This window comes from Bradyrhizobium sp. BR14999, assembly GCF_056106085.1.
In genome coordinates this window covers 477,026-491,609 of record NZ_CM148536.1, presented here as the reverse complement: position 1 = coordinate 491,609, position 14,584 = coordinate 477,026, and the positions used below count along the sequence as shown (strand labels likewise).

The window sequence follows — 14,584 nt, the reverse complement described above, 5'->3', positions numbered from 1 at the left end:
TCGAGCGAGAACGGTCACAAAAAAACCGGCCTGGATATCTCCACGGGCCGGGATCACAGAGGTCCCCGGCCTGTTTAGCGACTTATTTAACGTGGCTGCAAGCCGGCCGGCTCAAATCACCACGGGATAAGTGATGCTCATATTCCGCAATGCCCTTTCCGTCAAGGCGTCCATCGGATAGCCGTAAAAGGCTAGTATTTCCCGTCTATCGGGATGCGTTGCCCCTTGCTGAGGATCCCCGGTTGACGTTCACGGTCGCTGCCGACGCCAATGGTATCCTGCCCGACCGCATGATCGCGGCGATGGCGGAGGCGGGGCTCATCCTGCCCGCGTACGACTTCGTCGAGAGCCAGATCCAGCCGGCGAGCCTCGATTTGCGCCTCGGCGACATCGCCTATCGCGTCCGCGCCAGCTTCCTGCCCGGTCCCGGCGCCACCGTCGCCGAACGCATCGACGAATTGAAGCTGCACGAGTTCAGCCTGGCCGACGGCGCGGTGCTGGAGACCAACTGCGTCTACATCGTGCCGCTGCTGGAAAGCCTCGCGCTGCCGCCGGAGATCGTCGCGGCCGCGAACCCCAAGAGCTCGACCGGCCGGCTCGACGTCTTCACCCGCGTGATCGCCGACGGTACCCGCCGCTTCGACATGATCGGCGCCGGCTATCACGGCCCGCTCTATGCCGAGATCAGCCCGAAGACGTTTCCGGTGCTGGTGCGCGAGGGCTCGCGCCTGTCGCAGGTCCGCTTCCGCACTGGCGACGCCATCCTCAATGCCGACGAGCTCGATGCGCTGCATGCCGCCGAACGCCTGGTCGACATCGACGATGCCGATCTCTCCGGTGGCGTCGCCGTCTCCGTCGACCTGTCGGGTGAGAAAGCGAATGGCTTCGTCGGTTATCGCGCCAAGCGCCACACCGGCGTCGTCGACGTCGACCGCCGCTCCGGCTATGCAGTAGAGGATTTCTGGGAGCCGATCTCGGCCCGCCCCGACGGCAGCCTGATCCTCGATCCCGGCGAGTTCTACATCCTCGCCTCCAAGGAAGCTGTGCAGGTCCCGCCCGACTACGCCGCCGAGATGGTGCCGTTCGATCCCTTGGTCGGCGAGTTCCGCGTGCACTATGCCGGATTCTTTGATCCCGGCTTCGGCTATGCCGGTGCCGGCGGGCAAGGCGCGCGCGCCGTGCTCGAGGTGCGCTCGCGCGAAGTGCCGTTCATTCTCGAACACGGCCAGATCGTCGGCCGCCTCGTCTACGAGAAGATGCTGGCGCGCCCCGACGCCATGTACGGCCAGCGCATCGGCTCCAACTACCAGGCGCAGGGCCTCAAACTATCGAAGCATTTTCGGGTGTAGCCCGATCCTGTAGCCCGGATGGAGCGCAAGCGTAATCCGGGAGTTCTCTCGCTTGTGGCACCAATACCGGATTACGCTGCGCTCCATCCGGGCTACAAGGTGTTGGCATGACCGATCAATCCGAACTCGACGCACATATCCTCGACGACGTTGCGGACGCGCTGATCTATTCGGATCGCTCCGGCACAATCACACGCTGGAATCGGGCATCGGCCGCCCTGTTCGGCTTCTCCGCCGGGGAAGCGCTGGGGCAGAATCTCGATCTGATCATTCCAGAGCATCTGCGCGCCGCACACTGGAGGGGTTTTGAGGCTGCGCTTTCCAGCGGCACGATGAAGCTTGCAGGGCGTCCGACGCTGACACGCGCGCTGCACAAGAGCGGACGCAAGCTCTACATCGAGATGACCTTCGCGCTGGTGCGCGATGTCGCTGGAGCGGTGCAGGGATCGGTGGCGATGGCGCGCGACGTGACGGAACGCGTCGAGCGCGAGCGCGCTGCTAAGGCCGCACAAAATTCGTGATGCGGAATTGACGGGCCGCCGTGCAGGGCGGCCTGCATGCGCGTCATGTTGCCTGTCACCCGGTGCAGTGACACACTCGATCGAAACAACGATCGGGAGCGAACATGACCGCCGCATTAGACACAGCGCAGGAAGCCCAATGGAAACGCTGGCGCGCGGTCGCGGATCTCTATCACGCCTACTTCACGGGCCTGATCCTCACCGTTGTCACGCGGCGCGGCACGGCGGATGCCGCTGAATTCGTCTTCCGCGTGTTCCGCCGTCAGCAGCAGGAGCGCTTCCTGCCGGGGCTAGACAAGCTCGGCCTGCGGCATCTGCCGCCGGCGGTGGCTGCTGCGCAATATCACTATCTCTCCAACTGGATCGGCGGCGTGCATGTCGAATACATGTATGAGAGTGATCGCAAAGCCTGGATCCGCTATCCGCCGCCGCGCTGGATCTGGAAGGGCACCGCGATCTGCGGCGTGCCCGGCGAGGTCAGCCGCGCGATGCTGCGTGGCTGGCACGCCAACAACGGCGTCGCGCTCGGCGATCTCCGCCTCGGCTTCGTCTGCACCAAGCAGAGCGTCGATGGCCAAGACGGTCTCGAAGGCTATTACCACCAATACGATCACCCACTCGAGCTCGACCAGCGCCTGGTGTTCGCGCGGCATCTGGAGGCCCCTACGTTCGACGCGAAGACCGCGCCGGCTTTGCCAGTTGCGAGCTGGCCGAAACCGCGGCTGGAAAAAGCCTATCGCAACTATGCGATGGAATATGTCCGCACCGCTGCGCCGGTGATGGTGCAGCTGTTCGGCCCGGAAGATGCCGGCTATCTCCTGCATCTCACCGGCAAGCTGATCGGCATGCAATATTTCGACGAGGTCGCGGCGGCGTTGGCGATGAGCCGCGGTGGAGCGCGCGAATTCGCATCGTTCCTGAACGCGCTGTTCGCCGCGCAGGACGATGTGGCCGAAACGGTGCAATCAGAAGGCGCGTTCGAAACAAGCCAGCAGAGCTGGAAGTTGATGGACGACGTCGCCGACTATCACCCCGCCTGCGCTAAGGTGCTGGAAGGACTGTTCGAAGGCCTCGCTGCGGGATGCGGACGAAACATCGGCGTGCGCATGCGCACCGCGAGGGGCGGCCGCCCGCCGCTGGTCTGGACGATTGAATAGGCCAGGGTGCCGCCGCACCACTTCGCCTCTCCCCGCCTGCGGGGAGAGGCCGGAATTTGCGAAAGCAAATTCCGGGTGCGGGGTCTCGACGAGTCCAACTGTCACTGCCTTTGCCGGAGCAGCCCCTCACCCCAGCCCTCTCCCCGTAAGAACGGGGAGAGGGAGAAGGAAAGCCGCAATTCGCGGGTTGAAATGCGCTGCCGCAGGGCACGCCTGCACCTGACGCAGGAGGAATCGCTGCGCAGCATGCTAACAAGCGCCTGTTGCGCTTTCCGCGCGAAGAAATCGTTTCGCACACCTAGATATTGCCGCGCCGCAATTGGCGCTTGTGCCCGGGAGAGGACATGTCCGACATCGCCGAAATCCCGGTCGATGCACGGGAGCGCCCGCTGCCGCCGCCTCCGCGGCCGGTCAGGAGCGCGCTGACCGACGGCCCGATCCTGCGCACGCTGCTCGGGCTCGCCTGGCCGAACGTGATCGGGTTATCGGCCGGCATGTGCGTGGTGATCGCCGAGACCTCTTATGTCGGCCGGCTCGGTGTCGAGGCGCTGGCCGCGATGGCGCTGGTGTTTCCGACTGTGATCCTGACCATGACGATGTCGGGCGGCGCCATGGGCGGCGCGGTGGCCTCCGCCATCGCGCGTGCGCTCGGCGCCGGGGATCGCGAGCGCGCCGGAACGCTCGCCGTGCACGCGATGCTGATCGGCATCAGCTTCGGTCTCGTCTTCATGCTGGGCATGCTGATCTTCGGGCCGCGCCTGCTGGAATTGCTCGGCGGCCGCGGCAATGTGCTGACCCATGCAATCGCCTACACGCAGGTGTTTTTTGGCGGCGCGGTGCTGCCCTGGCTGCTCAACACCATGGCCGGCGTCCTGCGCGGCACCGGCAACATGAAGCTGCCGTCGCTGTTGATCCTCAACTCGGCGGCCTGGCAGGTCGTGCTCGGCGGTACGCTGGGCCTCGGGTTCGGACCGGTGCCGCAGCTCGGCATGCGCGGCGTCGCGGCCGGCGCGCTGATCGCTTACTCCATGAATATCTGCATCATGGGCTGGTACCTGTTCTCGGGCCGCGCCCGCATCGCGCCGAGGCTGCGCGGCTTGCGCATCCAATGGGCGATATTTTTCGACATCCTGAAGGTCGGCGCCATCGCCTGCTTCTCGCCGCTGCAATCGGTGCTGACGATCTCGATCTTCACCCACATGCTGGCGAAGTTCGGCACCGCGATCCTCGCCGGCTACGGTATCGGGGCGCGGCTGGAATTTTTGCTGACCTCGATCGCGTTCTCGTTCGGCATCGCCTGTGTGCCAATGGTCGGGATGGCGATCGGCGCGGGTCGCGTCGCGCGCGCCCGGCGCATCGCCTGGATCGCCAGTGCTGCCGCTTTCGTGGCGGTCGGCGCGCCGGCATGCTTCGTTGCGATGTTCCCCGATCTCTGGGTCAATATCTTCACCGACAGCGTCGCCGTGCGCGCAGCGAGCCATCAATATCTCTCGACGGTCGGACCGTTCTACGCCTTCTTCGGCCTTGCAACGACGATGTATTTCTCCTCGCAAGGCGCCGCCAAGGTGATCGGGCCGGTGCTAGCGCAGACCGCGCGGCTGATCTACATCGCAGCTGTCGGCTGGTGGCTGTCGACCCACGATGCCACCGCGCAGAGCTTCTTCTGGCTTGCCGCAAGCTCGATGGTCGTGCTCGGCCTGCTGTCGTGCTCCAGCGTGGTGCTGACCCGCTGGGGACCGCGCCAGACGAAACCTGTGATCAGGCCAGCTCTGTCAGGTGCTGCCGACTAAAGCGCGATGAGATTAGGATGAACGCGCTTTAGGTTGTTGTTTGAGCATGATCTTTTCGGAAAACCGCTGCGCACTTTTCCGGATCATGCTTTAGCGATGCCTATGGCGGCGATGGCCGCCACCGCCGCCGGTGTTGGCGAGCCGCATCAATTGCGGGATCATTGCCATCATCTCGCCGCCACCGGCGCCACCGAGCATGCCCATGATGTCGCCGCCGCCCATGCCGCCGAGCCCGGTCGGCATATAGCCGCCGCCCATCGGGGTGTAACCACCGTAGTTCGGCGCAGCGAAGCCGCCGCCGAAATTGCCGCCGGACAGGCCGCCGCCCATCATCCCGCCGAGCCCGCCGCCGCCATTCTCCATCATGCGGCTCATCATCGGGCCAATGGTCTGCATCAGCATGGCGAAGCGGCGCTTGCCCATCTTTGCCTTCATCATTTCCAGCATCGGAGCCATCCGGGTCATCATGTCCTCGCCGCCGGCACCTCCGCCGCCAAAACCTGCGAACTGCGCCTTCGCCGGCGAGCTCGCGACGCAAAACAACAGCAGCACGGCGGCCGCCTGGCAGATCACCTTGTCCGCACCTCTCATGGCATGCTCCTCGCGTGCGTCGCTCCGCCGGGAGAGCGGAACCAACCGGGCGCACCTCGCCATGGTTATGGCTGGCGAGGGCGGAGCTCTGTGAGAAAACTCACGGAGGATGATCAGGCCGCGGCGGGCGGAAACGCTCTGTGCAAGGCGATCACGGCTTCGCCGGTCTGCCCCTGAACATAAGGCGCAAGCTCGTTCGGCAGCATGTCGATGATCCAGACCAGGCGACACCGTTTCTCACCATCGGCAATCACCTGCACCGAGGCGCTGTAGTGCTTCAGCCGCTCGTTGCTGATGGCGTAGACCAGGCGCCGCCGCGCGTCGTCGCAATCGACCAGCACCTCGCGTGCCACCGAGCCATTGGCGAAGGTGACGATGCGCGCATCGCCGTCGAGGGTGCAGGCGGTGACGAAGCCCGGCACCAGCCGTTGATGCAGCGCGCCGAAATCGCGCACCGCGTCCCAGACATCGTGTGCGGAGGCGGGAAGGGGAATGTCATTGTGGATGGAGGCCATGGAGGTGTCCTTGATTGGAAGGGGGCATAGCAAGAACCGTGATTGCACTGGCGAGCTTGTGGCTTGCGCGTGCTGCACTCTCCGCCGTCATCGCCCGACTTGGTCGGGCGATCCAGTATTCCAGAGGCCGTTGCGATTGAATCGAGAAGCTGCGGCGTACTGGATGCCCCGGTCGAGCCGGGGCATGACAGCGTGCATGGAGTGAGCACTATCGCACTCACACGCAAACCGCCTCGACATTGTTGCCATCAGGGTCGATCAAGAACGCCGCATAATAGGTCGGGCTGTAATCCTTGCGCGGGCCGGCGCCGCCATTGTCGCGACCGCCGTTCTTCAGGCCTTCGCTGTGGAAGGCCTTGACCGCGTCGTGATCTTTGGCGCGAAACGCGATGTGGGCGCCGTCGGCCTTGCGGCCCTTGTTGAGATGCAGCCAGAGCGCCGGCTCGCCCTTCGGCCCGAAGCCGGCATATCCGTCGCCGCTCGAGCACAGGACATGGCCGAGCGGCGCCAGCACCGCGGTGTAGAAGCGCGTGGCGGCGTCGAGATCGGCAACGCGAAGTCCGATGTGGTCGTACATGTTCGTCTCCATTTGCAAAACGCGCCGCAACTGGCGCGCGCCGGAGCCGAAGCTAGTCGAGGTGAGGTGAGACGCTCTTGGAAAATCTTGCGCTCGGCGCCCGGCTAGATCGCCGGCGTCTCCGCCTGCCACCGGATCACCCGCTTCAGGTGATACAGCTGGACCCACATGTTGGCTCCGATCACACTGACCGTTGCGACGATCAATGCCGTGAGCTTCTGCGGTTTATGGAGGGCGAGGACGAGCAGGAACGCGGACAGGATCGCCGTGACTCCAAAGCTGGACCAGAGCCCGATGAGGCGTGGTGCAAACCAGGTTGGCTCTCCATCGGGCCCCCATTGCATCGGAATCTTGCGCGAGTTGATCTGGCGGCCGTAATAGAGGGCGCAGCCCGCGATGAAGGCGAGCCCCACGGCAAGCGCGATCAGCGTGGCCGCAATCACGTTACCCGAGGGACTGTTCATCTGCCGGCTCGCCGCATTGACGGGGCGTTGATTCGCCCTTCGGTTGTAGTACAGCGCGATGTGCCGCGGGCGCCAGCGCGTCGCGCCTGTCTGGTCAACAGAGGGTTACCTGCGATGCCGGGCCTGTCTCAGTTGAGGACGAGGCGTTCCCCAAAAATGCTGCGTTCCCCCTTCGAGGCCTGACGGAACTTGGTCGGCGACACGCCCGCGGCGCGGTGGAAGGTGCGGACGAAGTTGGAGAGGTCGCCAAAGCCGACGTCATAGGCGATGTCGGTGACCGCGATGTCTTCATCAGCGAGCAGCCGCGCCGCATGTCGCAAGCGCGAGCGCACCAGATATTGATGCGGGGTGACACCGAGCACGCTCGAGAACAATCGCAGGAAGTGGAATGGGCTAAGGCCTACTTGCCGCGCGGCCTGCTCCAGGTCGACTTCGGATTGCGAATTGTCGTCGATCCACAGCGCAGCTTCCACCGCGCGCCGGCGGTCGCGCGCGGTCGGCGGTGTCTGCTTGCGCGTCTTGCCCGAGGCGACATCGATAAAGCGGCCGGCCAGGATGTGACCGATTTCGTCGAGGCCGATGTCGCTGTTGCCATCTGCCGCCGTCTGGGCGAGCTCACCGAACACCATCAGCTCGGGCAGCGGGGGCGTCGCGCCGATCTGCCAGACCTCGCGACGTCCGCCGAGGGCGTCGACCAGATCCTCACTGAGGAAAAAGCACAGACAGACGTCGCCGGACACGTGCTCATGCGTGCAGGTGTATTCCTCGCCGGGGGCGCCGACCAGCATCGAGCCCGCCACCAGCTCGAAGAAGCCGGCGCGGCAATGGCAGCCAAAGCTGCCCGAGCGGACATAGGCGATGGAATGGCCGGTGCGGCATTCGGCAAATGGCGTGTCGTCCGGTCCCGCATCGCAGCGAAACTCGGAGACGGTCATCGAACGTGTCGTCAGCAGCGTGGTCGCGTCCATGCCGCTCTATCTAGGCATGATCCGGGGAAGTGTTAGCGGATTTCCGACGAGATCATCCCCAAAAAACAAAGCTGAGGTGCGATCCAGATCGCACCTTAAGTGGACGGTCTCGGCGGGGCAACGGGCAGCAACACCTCGAACAGCGTCTTGCTGGCGACGGGATGAGCACCTTCGAGCGCCAGAAGCCGCCGCTTGGAGATCACGCCGCCGTAAGGCGAGAGCCGGTCGGTATAGTTGCCGGCCTCCAGCACCCGATGGCAGGGCACGATCAGCATGTAGGGATTTTTCGCGATCGCCTGCGCCACCGAATGCGCGGCACCGGAGGCGCCCAGCGCCTTGGCGACCTCGTGATAGGTGCGAGTTTCCCCGCGCGGAATGGTGCAGGCGAACTCGTAGACGCGCCGGTTGAAGCCGGGCACGCCGCCGGCGTCGAGGCTGACGTCGGAAAAATCGGGGTCGCTGCCTTGCAGCAGAGCTACGATGCCCTCGATCGCAAGCTCGGCGTTCTCGGACGGCCGCTGCTCGCGCGCCTCGGGATGGATCTGGAAAATCCGGCGACGGGTGTCGATCTCCCGCGCCTTGGGCAATTGCACGGCGACCACGCCGGTGCTGCTCCAGATGATGCCGCAGCGCCCTACGGCCGTGTCGAATATCGCGTAAGCACGCCCCACCATGCACACGCCCCACTCAGTGCACGTTTCTCCCCAGACCGGCGATCATAACACCGCCACAATCCGGCGCACTTGGAATCTTGCCAAAACGTTAAGAAGCGTCAGGCCGGCCGCGCCAAAGCGCTTGGCGCGCGGCGCCGTCTCGGCTAATCAGGATGGGCGCGGCTTGCGCATCCGCGGGCGTAGTTCAATGGTAGAACGGCAGCTTCCCAAGCTGCATACGAGGGTTCGATTCCCTTCGCCCGCTCCAAGCTTCGACCCGGCCGATATGCGGAATGTGGTAGGCTGAAGCTATGGTCAGGACGCTCGAACAAGCCATTGCGCAAATCTCCCGGCTCCCGGCTGCCGATCAGGAAGAGATTGGCCGGAAATTGCTTTCGCATGTCGAAAAGCTCAGCGCCCTTCGGTCTGAAATAGACCGCGGCATCCATTCGCTCGATGCAGGCGAGGGCGAATCCCTGAATATGGAAGAGTTTCTTCGCGAAAAGAACTCACGCCATGGTGGAGCATAGGCTTCCGCGCGAGACGAAATTGGGTACGGATTGCGTTCGCTGGCGGCCGCTCCGCAAATTATCTTCTATCGCCTGAAGGATGACCGGGCTGAGATCGTGCGAGTGCTCGATGGCAGGCAGGATATCGAGCCGATCTTTTCCAATGACAAGAATGGGTGGCAGAGCGGGCGATGCCTGATGAAGGCGTCGTCTGCCGACTAAGCCCGAATCTCTTCGGGCGGGCCGCGCGGGCCAAGATTCTAATATATTGGCCTCACGCTTTCCGGCATCTGTCGCGCTCCGTAGTAATCTCTCTATCTTATACGGTCCGATTGCCAGGCAACGCTTGTGGTGAAAGCCATGGACCAGCAGAAACTCGATCGCGCGATCGGTCGCCGCCTGAAGACGCTGAGGACGCAGGCGGGCATGACGTTGAACGAACTTGCGGCGCGGTCCGGCGTCAGCCGGGCCATGATCGGGCGGGTGGAGCGGGCGCAGAGCAGTGCGACGGCCGCGCTGCTCGGAAAACTCTGCGCGGCGCTGGACGTGTCGCTGAGCGATGTCGTCGCGCTGGCCGAGAAGCCGCCGGAGCGGCTGGTGCGGCTTGCCGACCAGCCGCATTGGCGTGATCCCGACAGCGGCTATCGGCGGCGTCATGCCTCGCCGCCGGATGCGGCAAGCGGCATCGAGATCATCGTCGTCGACCTGCCGGCCGGTGCCCGTGTTTCCTACAGTCCCTGGGGCCGCAACGCCTTCACCCAGCAACTGTTGATGCTGGAGGGCGCGATCGCCGTGCATATCGATGCCAAGGCGGTGCGGCTGCGCGAAGGCGATTGCCTGGATTTCGACGTGATGCGCGCCGTGATGTTCGAGAACGAGACCCGGCAGGATGCGCGCTACGTCATCATCACGCGGCGCGGCGCCTCTTACGGGAAGATGTGATGGTGCCGACGCGATCCGAGACCCCTCAGGTGAGGCCTTGACGATGCAGATCCGCACTGGCGACACCTTTGATCCGCGCGTCATCGCGCTGCTCGATCATCACGTCACGGCGGCGCGGGCGCAGACTGCGCCCGGCAGCGCCCATGCGCTCGATCTCGCGGGGCTTCGCGCGCCTGATATCGCGTTCTGGACCGGTTGGGACGGCGAGACGTTGGTCGCCACCGGCGCGCTGAAGATGCTTTCGGCTGACCACGGCGAGGTGAAGTCGATGCACACGCTGCAGACCACGCGCCGGCGCGGCTTCGGCGGCCAGATGCTCCGCCACATCATCGCGGAAGCCCGCATGCGCGGCATGACGCGGCTCAGCCTGGAGACCGGCTCTTGGGATTATTTCAGGCCCGCGCACGCCCTCTACCGGGCTCACGGCTTCGTCGCCTGCGGCCCGTTCGAGTTCTATGTCGAGGACCCCAACAGCCTGTTCCTGACGCTCGACCTGGCCACCGGCTGAGCCTGCGACTGGCGCGAGGCGCATCCAGCCTCAACCTGTTCGCATTGTTCGTGGGAGCATGGCGGGGAGGAAAATGACCCGCATCCCTCAAAATGAGTTGCGTACCTCAAAACACCTCTGCTAGCCTTCAGCCATGGCCGAGACGCTCACCCCGACTGCGCTGACGCTGAAGGACATCGCCCGCGAGGCCGGCGTCAGCTTGGCGACGGTCGATCGCGTCCTGCACAACCGTCCGGGCGTCCGGCCGGACACGGTCCGGCGCGTCAAGGCGGCGATCGAGCGCAATTCGTTCCAACCGCACGTCGCCGCCGCCGAGCTCGCCCGCAGCCGCGTCCGGCGCTTTGCCTTCGTGATGCCGTCGGGGCCGAATCCGTTCATGCAGCAGATCGAAGCCTATCTCGGTGAAATGTCGGCCTGGCTGTCGGCCCGCCGCCTCAGCGTCGAGATGATCGCAACCGACGTGTTCGACCCCTCCGCGCTCGCGGCCTCGCTGGAGTCGCTCTCGGGCGATTACGACGGCATCGCCGTGGTGGCGCTGGACCATCCCGGCGTCCGCGCCGCCATCAACGATCTCGTCGATGCCGGCACCAAGGTGGTGACGCTGGTCTCGGACGTGCCGTCCTCGGGCCGTCACCATTATGTCGGCATCGACAACATCGCTGCGGGTCGCACCGCTGGCGCGCTGGTCGGGCGGCTGGTCGGCCAGAGGTCCGGCAAGGTCGCGATCGTCGCGGGTTCGCAGGGCCTGCGCGACCACGCCGAGCGCATCTTCGGCTTCAACCAGGTGATGGCGACGGAATTCCCCGATCTCAGCGTGCTGCCGGTGTTGGAAGGGCGCGACGAGGACGAGCGTTCGGAGCAACTGCTGGCGCGGCTGTTCGGCAGGCATGCCGACATTGTCGGCCTTTATAACGTCGGCGCCGGCACGCAAGGCGTGGCCAAGGCTTTGACCGATGCCGGCCGCGACAAGCAGGTGGTGTTCGTCGGACACGACGTCACCGCGTTGACACGGCGGCTGCTGTTGCAGGGCGTGATGGATGCGGCGATCTCGCAGAACCCCGGCCACGAAGCGCGTGCCGCCGTGCGCGTTCTGCTCGCGCTCGCCCGCGGCGAGCCGATCTTGCGCGAACAGGAGAAGATCAGGATCGACATCGTGATGCGGGACAATCTGCCCTAGCGGCAGTGGATTTCGAAACGGTCCGCTGCGGTGAACGCGACGTCAAGATCGAGCACCGCGACAGGCAAAAGGGAGGATGGCGTGTATCTCGGCGTGGACATCGGCACGTCCGGTGTGAAAGCGGTGCTCGTGAGCGAAGCCGGCGCGATTGTCGCGACGGCCGCGCGCGAGCTTGCGCTGTCGCATCCCGCGCCGCTGTGGTCCGAGCAGGACCCGGATGCCTGGGCCGATGCGGCGATCGGCGCGGTCGACGATCTCGCCGCTCGCCATCCGCGCGAAGTCGCGCGGGTAGCCGGCATCGGGCTGTCAGGCCAGATGCACGGCGCAACGCTGCTTGGCGAGGACGGACGGCCGCTGCGCCCGGCCATTCTCTGGAACGACGGCCGCTCGCAGGCCGAATGCGTCGCGCTGGAGCGGCGCTGCCCGTCGCTGCACGCGATCGCCGGCAATCTCGCCATGCCCGGCTTCACGGCGCCGAAGCTGCTCTGGGTCGCGCGGCATGAGCCGAAAATCTTCGACCGCGTGGCAAAGGTGCTGCTGCCCAAGGCCTATGTCCGCTATCGCCTCACCGGCGAAATGGTCGAGGATATGTCGGACGCGGCTGGCACGCTGTGGCTCGATGTCGGTCTGCGCCGCTGGTCGGCCCTGTTGCTGCATGCCACCGGGCTCGATCTGCATCATATGCCGCGCCTCGTCGAGGGCAGCGAAGTGAGCGCGGTGCTCGCGCCGGAATGGGCGCAGCGCTGGGGCATGACTGGGAATGTCGTGGTTGCCGGCGGCGCCGGCGACAATGCGGCAAGCGCCATCGGACTTGGCGCGATCGCGCCGGGCAATGCCTTCCTGTCGCTGGGCACATCCGGCGTGGTCTTCCGCGTGACCGACCGGTTCGCGCCGGCGCCCGCTTCGGCCGTGCATGCCTTCTGCCACGCGCTGCCCGGTCTCTGGCACCAGATGGGGGTGATGCTGTCGGCAGCGGCCTCGCTCGCCTGGCTGTCAGGCGTGATGGAGACGCCGGCCGCAGCGCTCTTGGCGCCGCTCGGCGAGCGCGTCGACGGACCGAGCCCCGTGTCCTTCCTGCCGTACCTGGATGGCGAGCGCACGCCGCACAACGATGCCGCCGCCAGCGGCGCCTTTGTGGGCTTGCGCGGCGCGACCGCGCGGGCGCAGATCGTCCAGGCCGTGCTCGAAGGCGTCGCCTTTGCCGCGCGCGACAATCTGGCGGCGCTGAGCTCAGCGAGTGGGCCGCTTGCCGAGCTCGATCTCGTCGGCGGCGGCTCGCGCTCGCCGCTGTGGGCACAGATCTGCGCCGACGTACTCGGCATTCCCGTCCACCGCATCGAGGAAGGCGAAGTGGGCGCCGCGCTCGGCGCTGCGCGTCTCGGCCGCATCGCCGCGACCGGCGGAGACCCCGCGGAGGTCTGCAAACCCCCGCGGCGGCTCGCGAGCTTCACACCCCGCCCGTCCGTCATTGCGGCCTATGACGAGGCCTATCGGCGGTGGCGCGCGCTTTATCCCGCATTGAAGGAGTTATCTTAAGTGAACGCGTCAGCCAAATTCTTCGAGGCCAGCACGCCTGTCGCCTTTGCCGGCAAAGATGCGGAAAGCACGCCCGCCTTCCGCTGGTACGACAAGGACCGCCTCGTGCATGGCCGCCGGCTGGAAGACCATTTGCGCTTTGCGGTCTGCTATTGGCATTCGTTCTGCTGGCCGGGCGGCGATCCCTTCGGCGGTGAGACTTTCCTGCGACCCTGGCACCACGGCAATGATGCGATGGCGCTGGCGCGGGCCAAGGCCGATACCGCCTTCGAGCTGTTTCGCCTGCTCGACGTGCCGTTCTTCACCTTCCACGACGTCGATGCGGCGCCGGAAGGTGCTTCGCTTCGCGAGTCCGTCGCCAATCTCAACGCGATCGCCGATCTGTTCGAAGCGAAGATGGCTTCCGCGAAGGTCCGCCTGCTCTGGGGCACCGCCAATCTGTTCACGCATCGTCGCTACATAGCCGGCGCCGCGACCAATCCGGACCCCGAGATCTTCACCTATGCCGCCGGCCAGGTTCGCGCCGCGCTGGAGGTGACGCACCGGCTCGGCGGCCAGAACTACGTATTGTGGGGCGGGCGCGAGGGCTACGAGACGCTGCTCAACACCGATCTCAAGCGCGAGCTCGACCAGCTCGGCCGCTTCGTCTCGCTGGTCGTCGAGCACAAGCACAGAATAGGCTTCAAGGGACCGATTCTGATCGAGCCGAAGCCGAAGGAGCCGACCAAGCATCAATACGATTTCGACGTCGCCACCTGCTACGGCTTCCTCGAACGCTACGATCTTCTCAAGGACGTCAAGCTCAACATCGAGCAGAACCACGCCATCCTCGCCGGCCATTCCTTCCATCACGAGGTCGCTCTCGCCGAGGCGCTCGGCGTGTTCGGCTCGCTCGACATCAACCGCGGCGACGATCTGCTCGGCTGGGACACCGACCAATTCGCGATGAACGTGCCGGAGCTCGCCTTGGTGTTCCACGAGATCCTGAACCGCGGCGGCTTCACCACGGGCGGGCTCAATTTCGATGCCAAGATCAGGCGTCAATCGATCGATCCTGACGATCTGATCCATGCCCATGTCGGCTCGATGGATGCCTGCGCGCGCGCCTTCCTCGCCGCCGCCGACATGCTCGACGCCGGCGCGCTCACCACGCCGCTTGCGAAGCGTTACGAGGGATGGGCCGGCCCCGAGGGCCGGGCCATTCTTGGCGGCCAGCGTTCGCTCGCCGATCTCGCCGACCGTGCGCTCGGCCCCGGCTTCGACCCGCAGCCGCGCTCGGGGCGGCAGGAATATCTGGAATCCCTGGTCAACCGCTACGTCTGAGGAA

Annotated in this window: 16 protein-coding genes, 1 tRNA gene and 1 riboswitch; of the genes, 11 read left to right on the top strand and 6 right to left on the bottom strand. The window is 65.4% G+C overall.

What is annotated here, in order from left to right; genetic code table 11:
* Positions 1-53: 53 nt before the first annotated feature.
* Positions 54-133, bottom strand: a riboswitch (SAM riboswitch).
* Between the two features lie 109 nt (positions 134-242).
* From ACR9YP_RS02270 to ACR9YP_RS02255, 4 genes are all read left to right on the top strand, one after another.
* On the top strand, positions 243-1,349 hold the full coding sequence (locus tag ACR9YP_RS02270) for a 2'-deoxycytidine 5'-triphosphate deaminase (protein ID WP_165405259.1): 1,107 nt from the start codon (positions 243-245) through the stop codon (positions 1,347-1,349).
* Positions 1,350-1,456: 107 nt separating this feature from the next.
* Complete coding sequence (locus ACR9YP_RS02265; protein ID WP_474218943.1) at positions 1,457-1,870, top strand: PAS domain-containing protein; 414 nt, start codon at positions 1,457-1,459, stop codon at positions 1,868-1,870.
* Positions 1,871-1,974: 104 nt separating this feature from the next.
* Positions 1,975-3,027, top strand: coding sequence for a hypothetical protein (locus ACR9YP_RS02260; protein WP_474218942.1), 1,053 nt, complete (start codon positions 1,975-1,977; stop codon positions 3,025-3,027).
* Positions 3,028-3,371: 344 nt separating this feature from the next.
* The gene (locus ACR9YP_RS02255) at positions 3,372-4,817 is read left to right on the top strand and encodes an MATE family efflux transporter (RefSeq protein ID WP_474218940.1); all 1,446 of its coding nucleotides are present in this window, start codon (positions 3,372-3,374) and stop codon (positions 4,815-4,817) included.
* Positions 4,818-4,907: 90 nt separating this feature from the next.
* On the opposite strand, the gene ACR9YP_RS02250 is transcribed toward ACR9YP_RS02255, so the two are convergent.
* The 6 genes from ACR9YP_RS02250 to ACR9YP_RS02225 all read right to left on the bottom strand — a co-directional run bounded on the left by ACR9YP_RS02250 (position 4,908) and on the right by ACR9YP_RS02225 (position 8,606).
* Positions 4,908-5,408 carry a hypothetical protein gene (locus ACR9YP_RS02250; RefSeq protein ID WP_474218938.1) on the bottom strand — a complete coding sequence of 167 codons (501 nt, stop codon included), beginning with the start codon at positions 5,406-5,408 and terminating at the stop codon, positions 4,908-4,910.
* A gap of 113 nt (positions 5,409-5,521) precedes the next feature.
* Positions 5,522-5,923 (bottom strand): SRPBCC family protein, encoded by a 402-nt coding sequence (locus ACR9YP_RS02245; RefSeq protein ID WP_474218937.1) that lies wholly within the window; start codon positions 5,921-5,923, stop codon positions 5,522-5,524.
* A gap of 217 nt (positions 5,924-6,140) precedes the next feature.
* Complete coding sequence (locus ACR9YP_RS02240; RefSeq protein WP_164935100.1) at positions 6,141-6,500, bottom strand: VOC family protein; 360 nt, start codon at positions 6,498-6,500, stop codon at positions 6,141-6,143.
* A 104-nt stretch (positions 6,501-6,604) separates the two neighbouring features.
* A complete protein-coding gene (locus ACR9YP_RS02235) occupies positions 6,605-6,964 on the bottom strand; it encodes a hypothetical protein (RefSeq protein WP_474218935.1) in 360 nt (119 codons plus the stop codon).
* A gap of 128 nt (positions 6,965-7,092) precedes the next feature.
* Positions 7,093-7,932 (bottom strand): helix-turn-helix transcriptional regulator, encoded by an 840-nt coding sequence (locus ACR9YP_RS02230; protein ID WP_474218934.1) that lies wholly within the window; start codon positions 7,930-7,932, stop codon positions 7,093-7,095.
* 95 nt (positions 7,933-8,027) lie between these two features.
* Positions 8,028-8,606, bottom strand: a complete 579-nt coding sequence (locus ACR9YP_RS02225; RefSeq protein ID WP_474218933.1) for a methylated-DNA--[protein]-cysteine S-methyltransferase — start codon at positions 8,604-8,606, stop codon at positions 8,028-8,030.
* A gap of 173 nt (positions 8,607-8,779) precedes the next feature.
* On the opposite strand from ACR9YP_RS02225, the gene ACR9YP_RS02220 reads away from it, so the two are divergent.
* From ACR9YP_RS02220 to xylA, 7 genes are all read left to right on the top strand, one after another.
* Positions 8,780-8,853, top strand: a tRNA-Gly gene (locus ACR9YP_RS02220).
* Positions 8,854-8,896: 43 nt separating this feature from the next.
* The gene (locus ACR9YP_RS02215) at positions 8,897-9,115 is read left to right on the top strand and encodes a hypothetical protein (protein ID WP_474218931.1); all 219 of its coding nucleotides are present in this window, start codon (positions 8,897-8,899) and stop codon (positions 9,113-9,115) included.
* 339 nt (positions 9,116-9,454) lie between these two features.
* Positions 9,455-10,036, top strand: coding sequence for a helix-turn-helix domain-containing protein (locus ACR9YP_RS02210; protein ID WP_128942033.1), 582 nt, complete (start codon positions 9,455-9,457; stop codon positions 10,034-10,036).
* A 43-nt stretch (positions 10,037-10,079) separates the two neighbouring features.
* Positions 10,080-10,544, top strand: coding sequence for a GNAT family N-acetyltransferase (locus tag ACR9YP_RS02205; RefSeq protein WP_474218930.1), 465 nt, complete (start codon positions 10,080-10,082; stop codon positions 10,542-10,544).
* Positions 10,545-10,677: 133 nt separating this feature from the next.
* Entirely contained in the window at positions 10,678-11,721 is a 1,044-nt protein-coding gene (locus ACR9YP_RS02200; protein ID WP_091885050.1) for a LacI family DNA-binding transcriptional regulator, read from the top strand.
* An 81-nt stretch (positions 11,722-11,802) separates the two neighbouring features.
* On the top strand, positions 11,803-13,257 hold the full coding sequence (xylB, locus tag ACR9YP_RS02195) for a xylulokinase (RefSeq protein ID WP_474218928.1): 1,455 nt from the start codon (positions 11,803-11,805) through the stop codon (positions 13,255-13,257).
* Positions 13,258-14,580, top strand: coding sequence for a xylose isomerase (xylA, locus tag ACR9YP_RS02190; protein WP_474218926.1), 1,323 nt, complete (start codon positions 13,258-13,260; stop codon positions 14,578-14,580).
* The last annotated feature ends 4 nt before the right edge of the window (positions 14,581-14,584 follow it).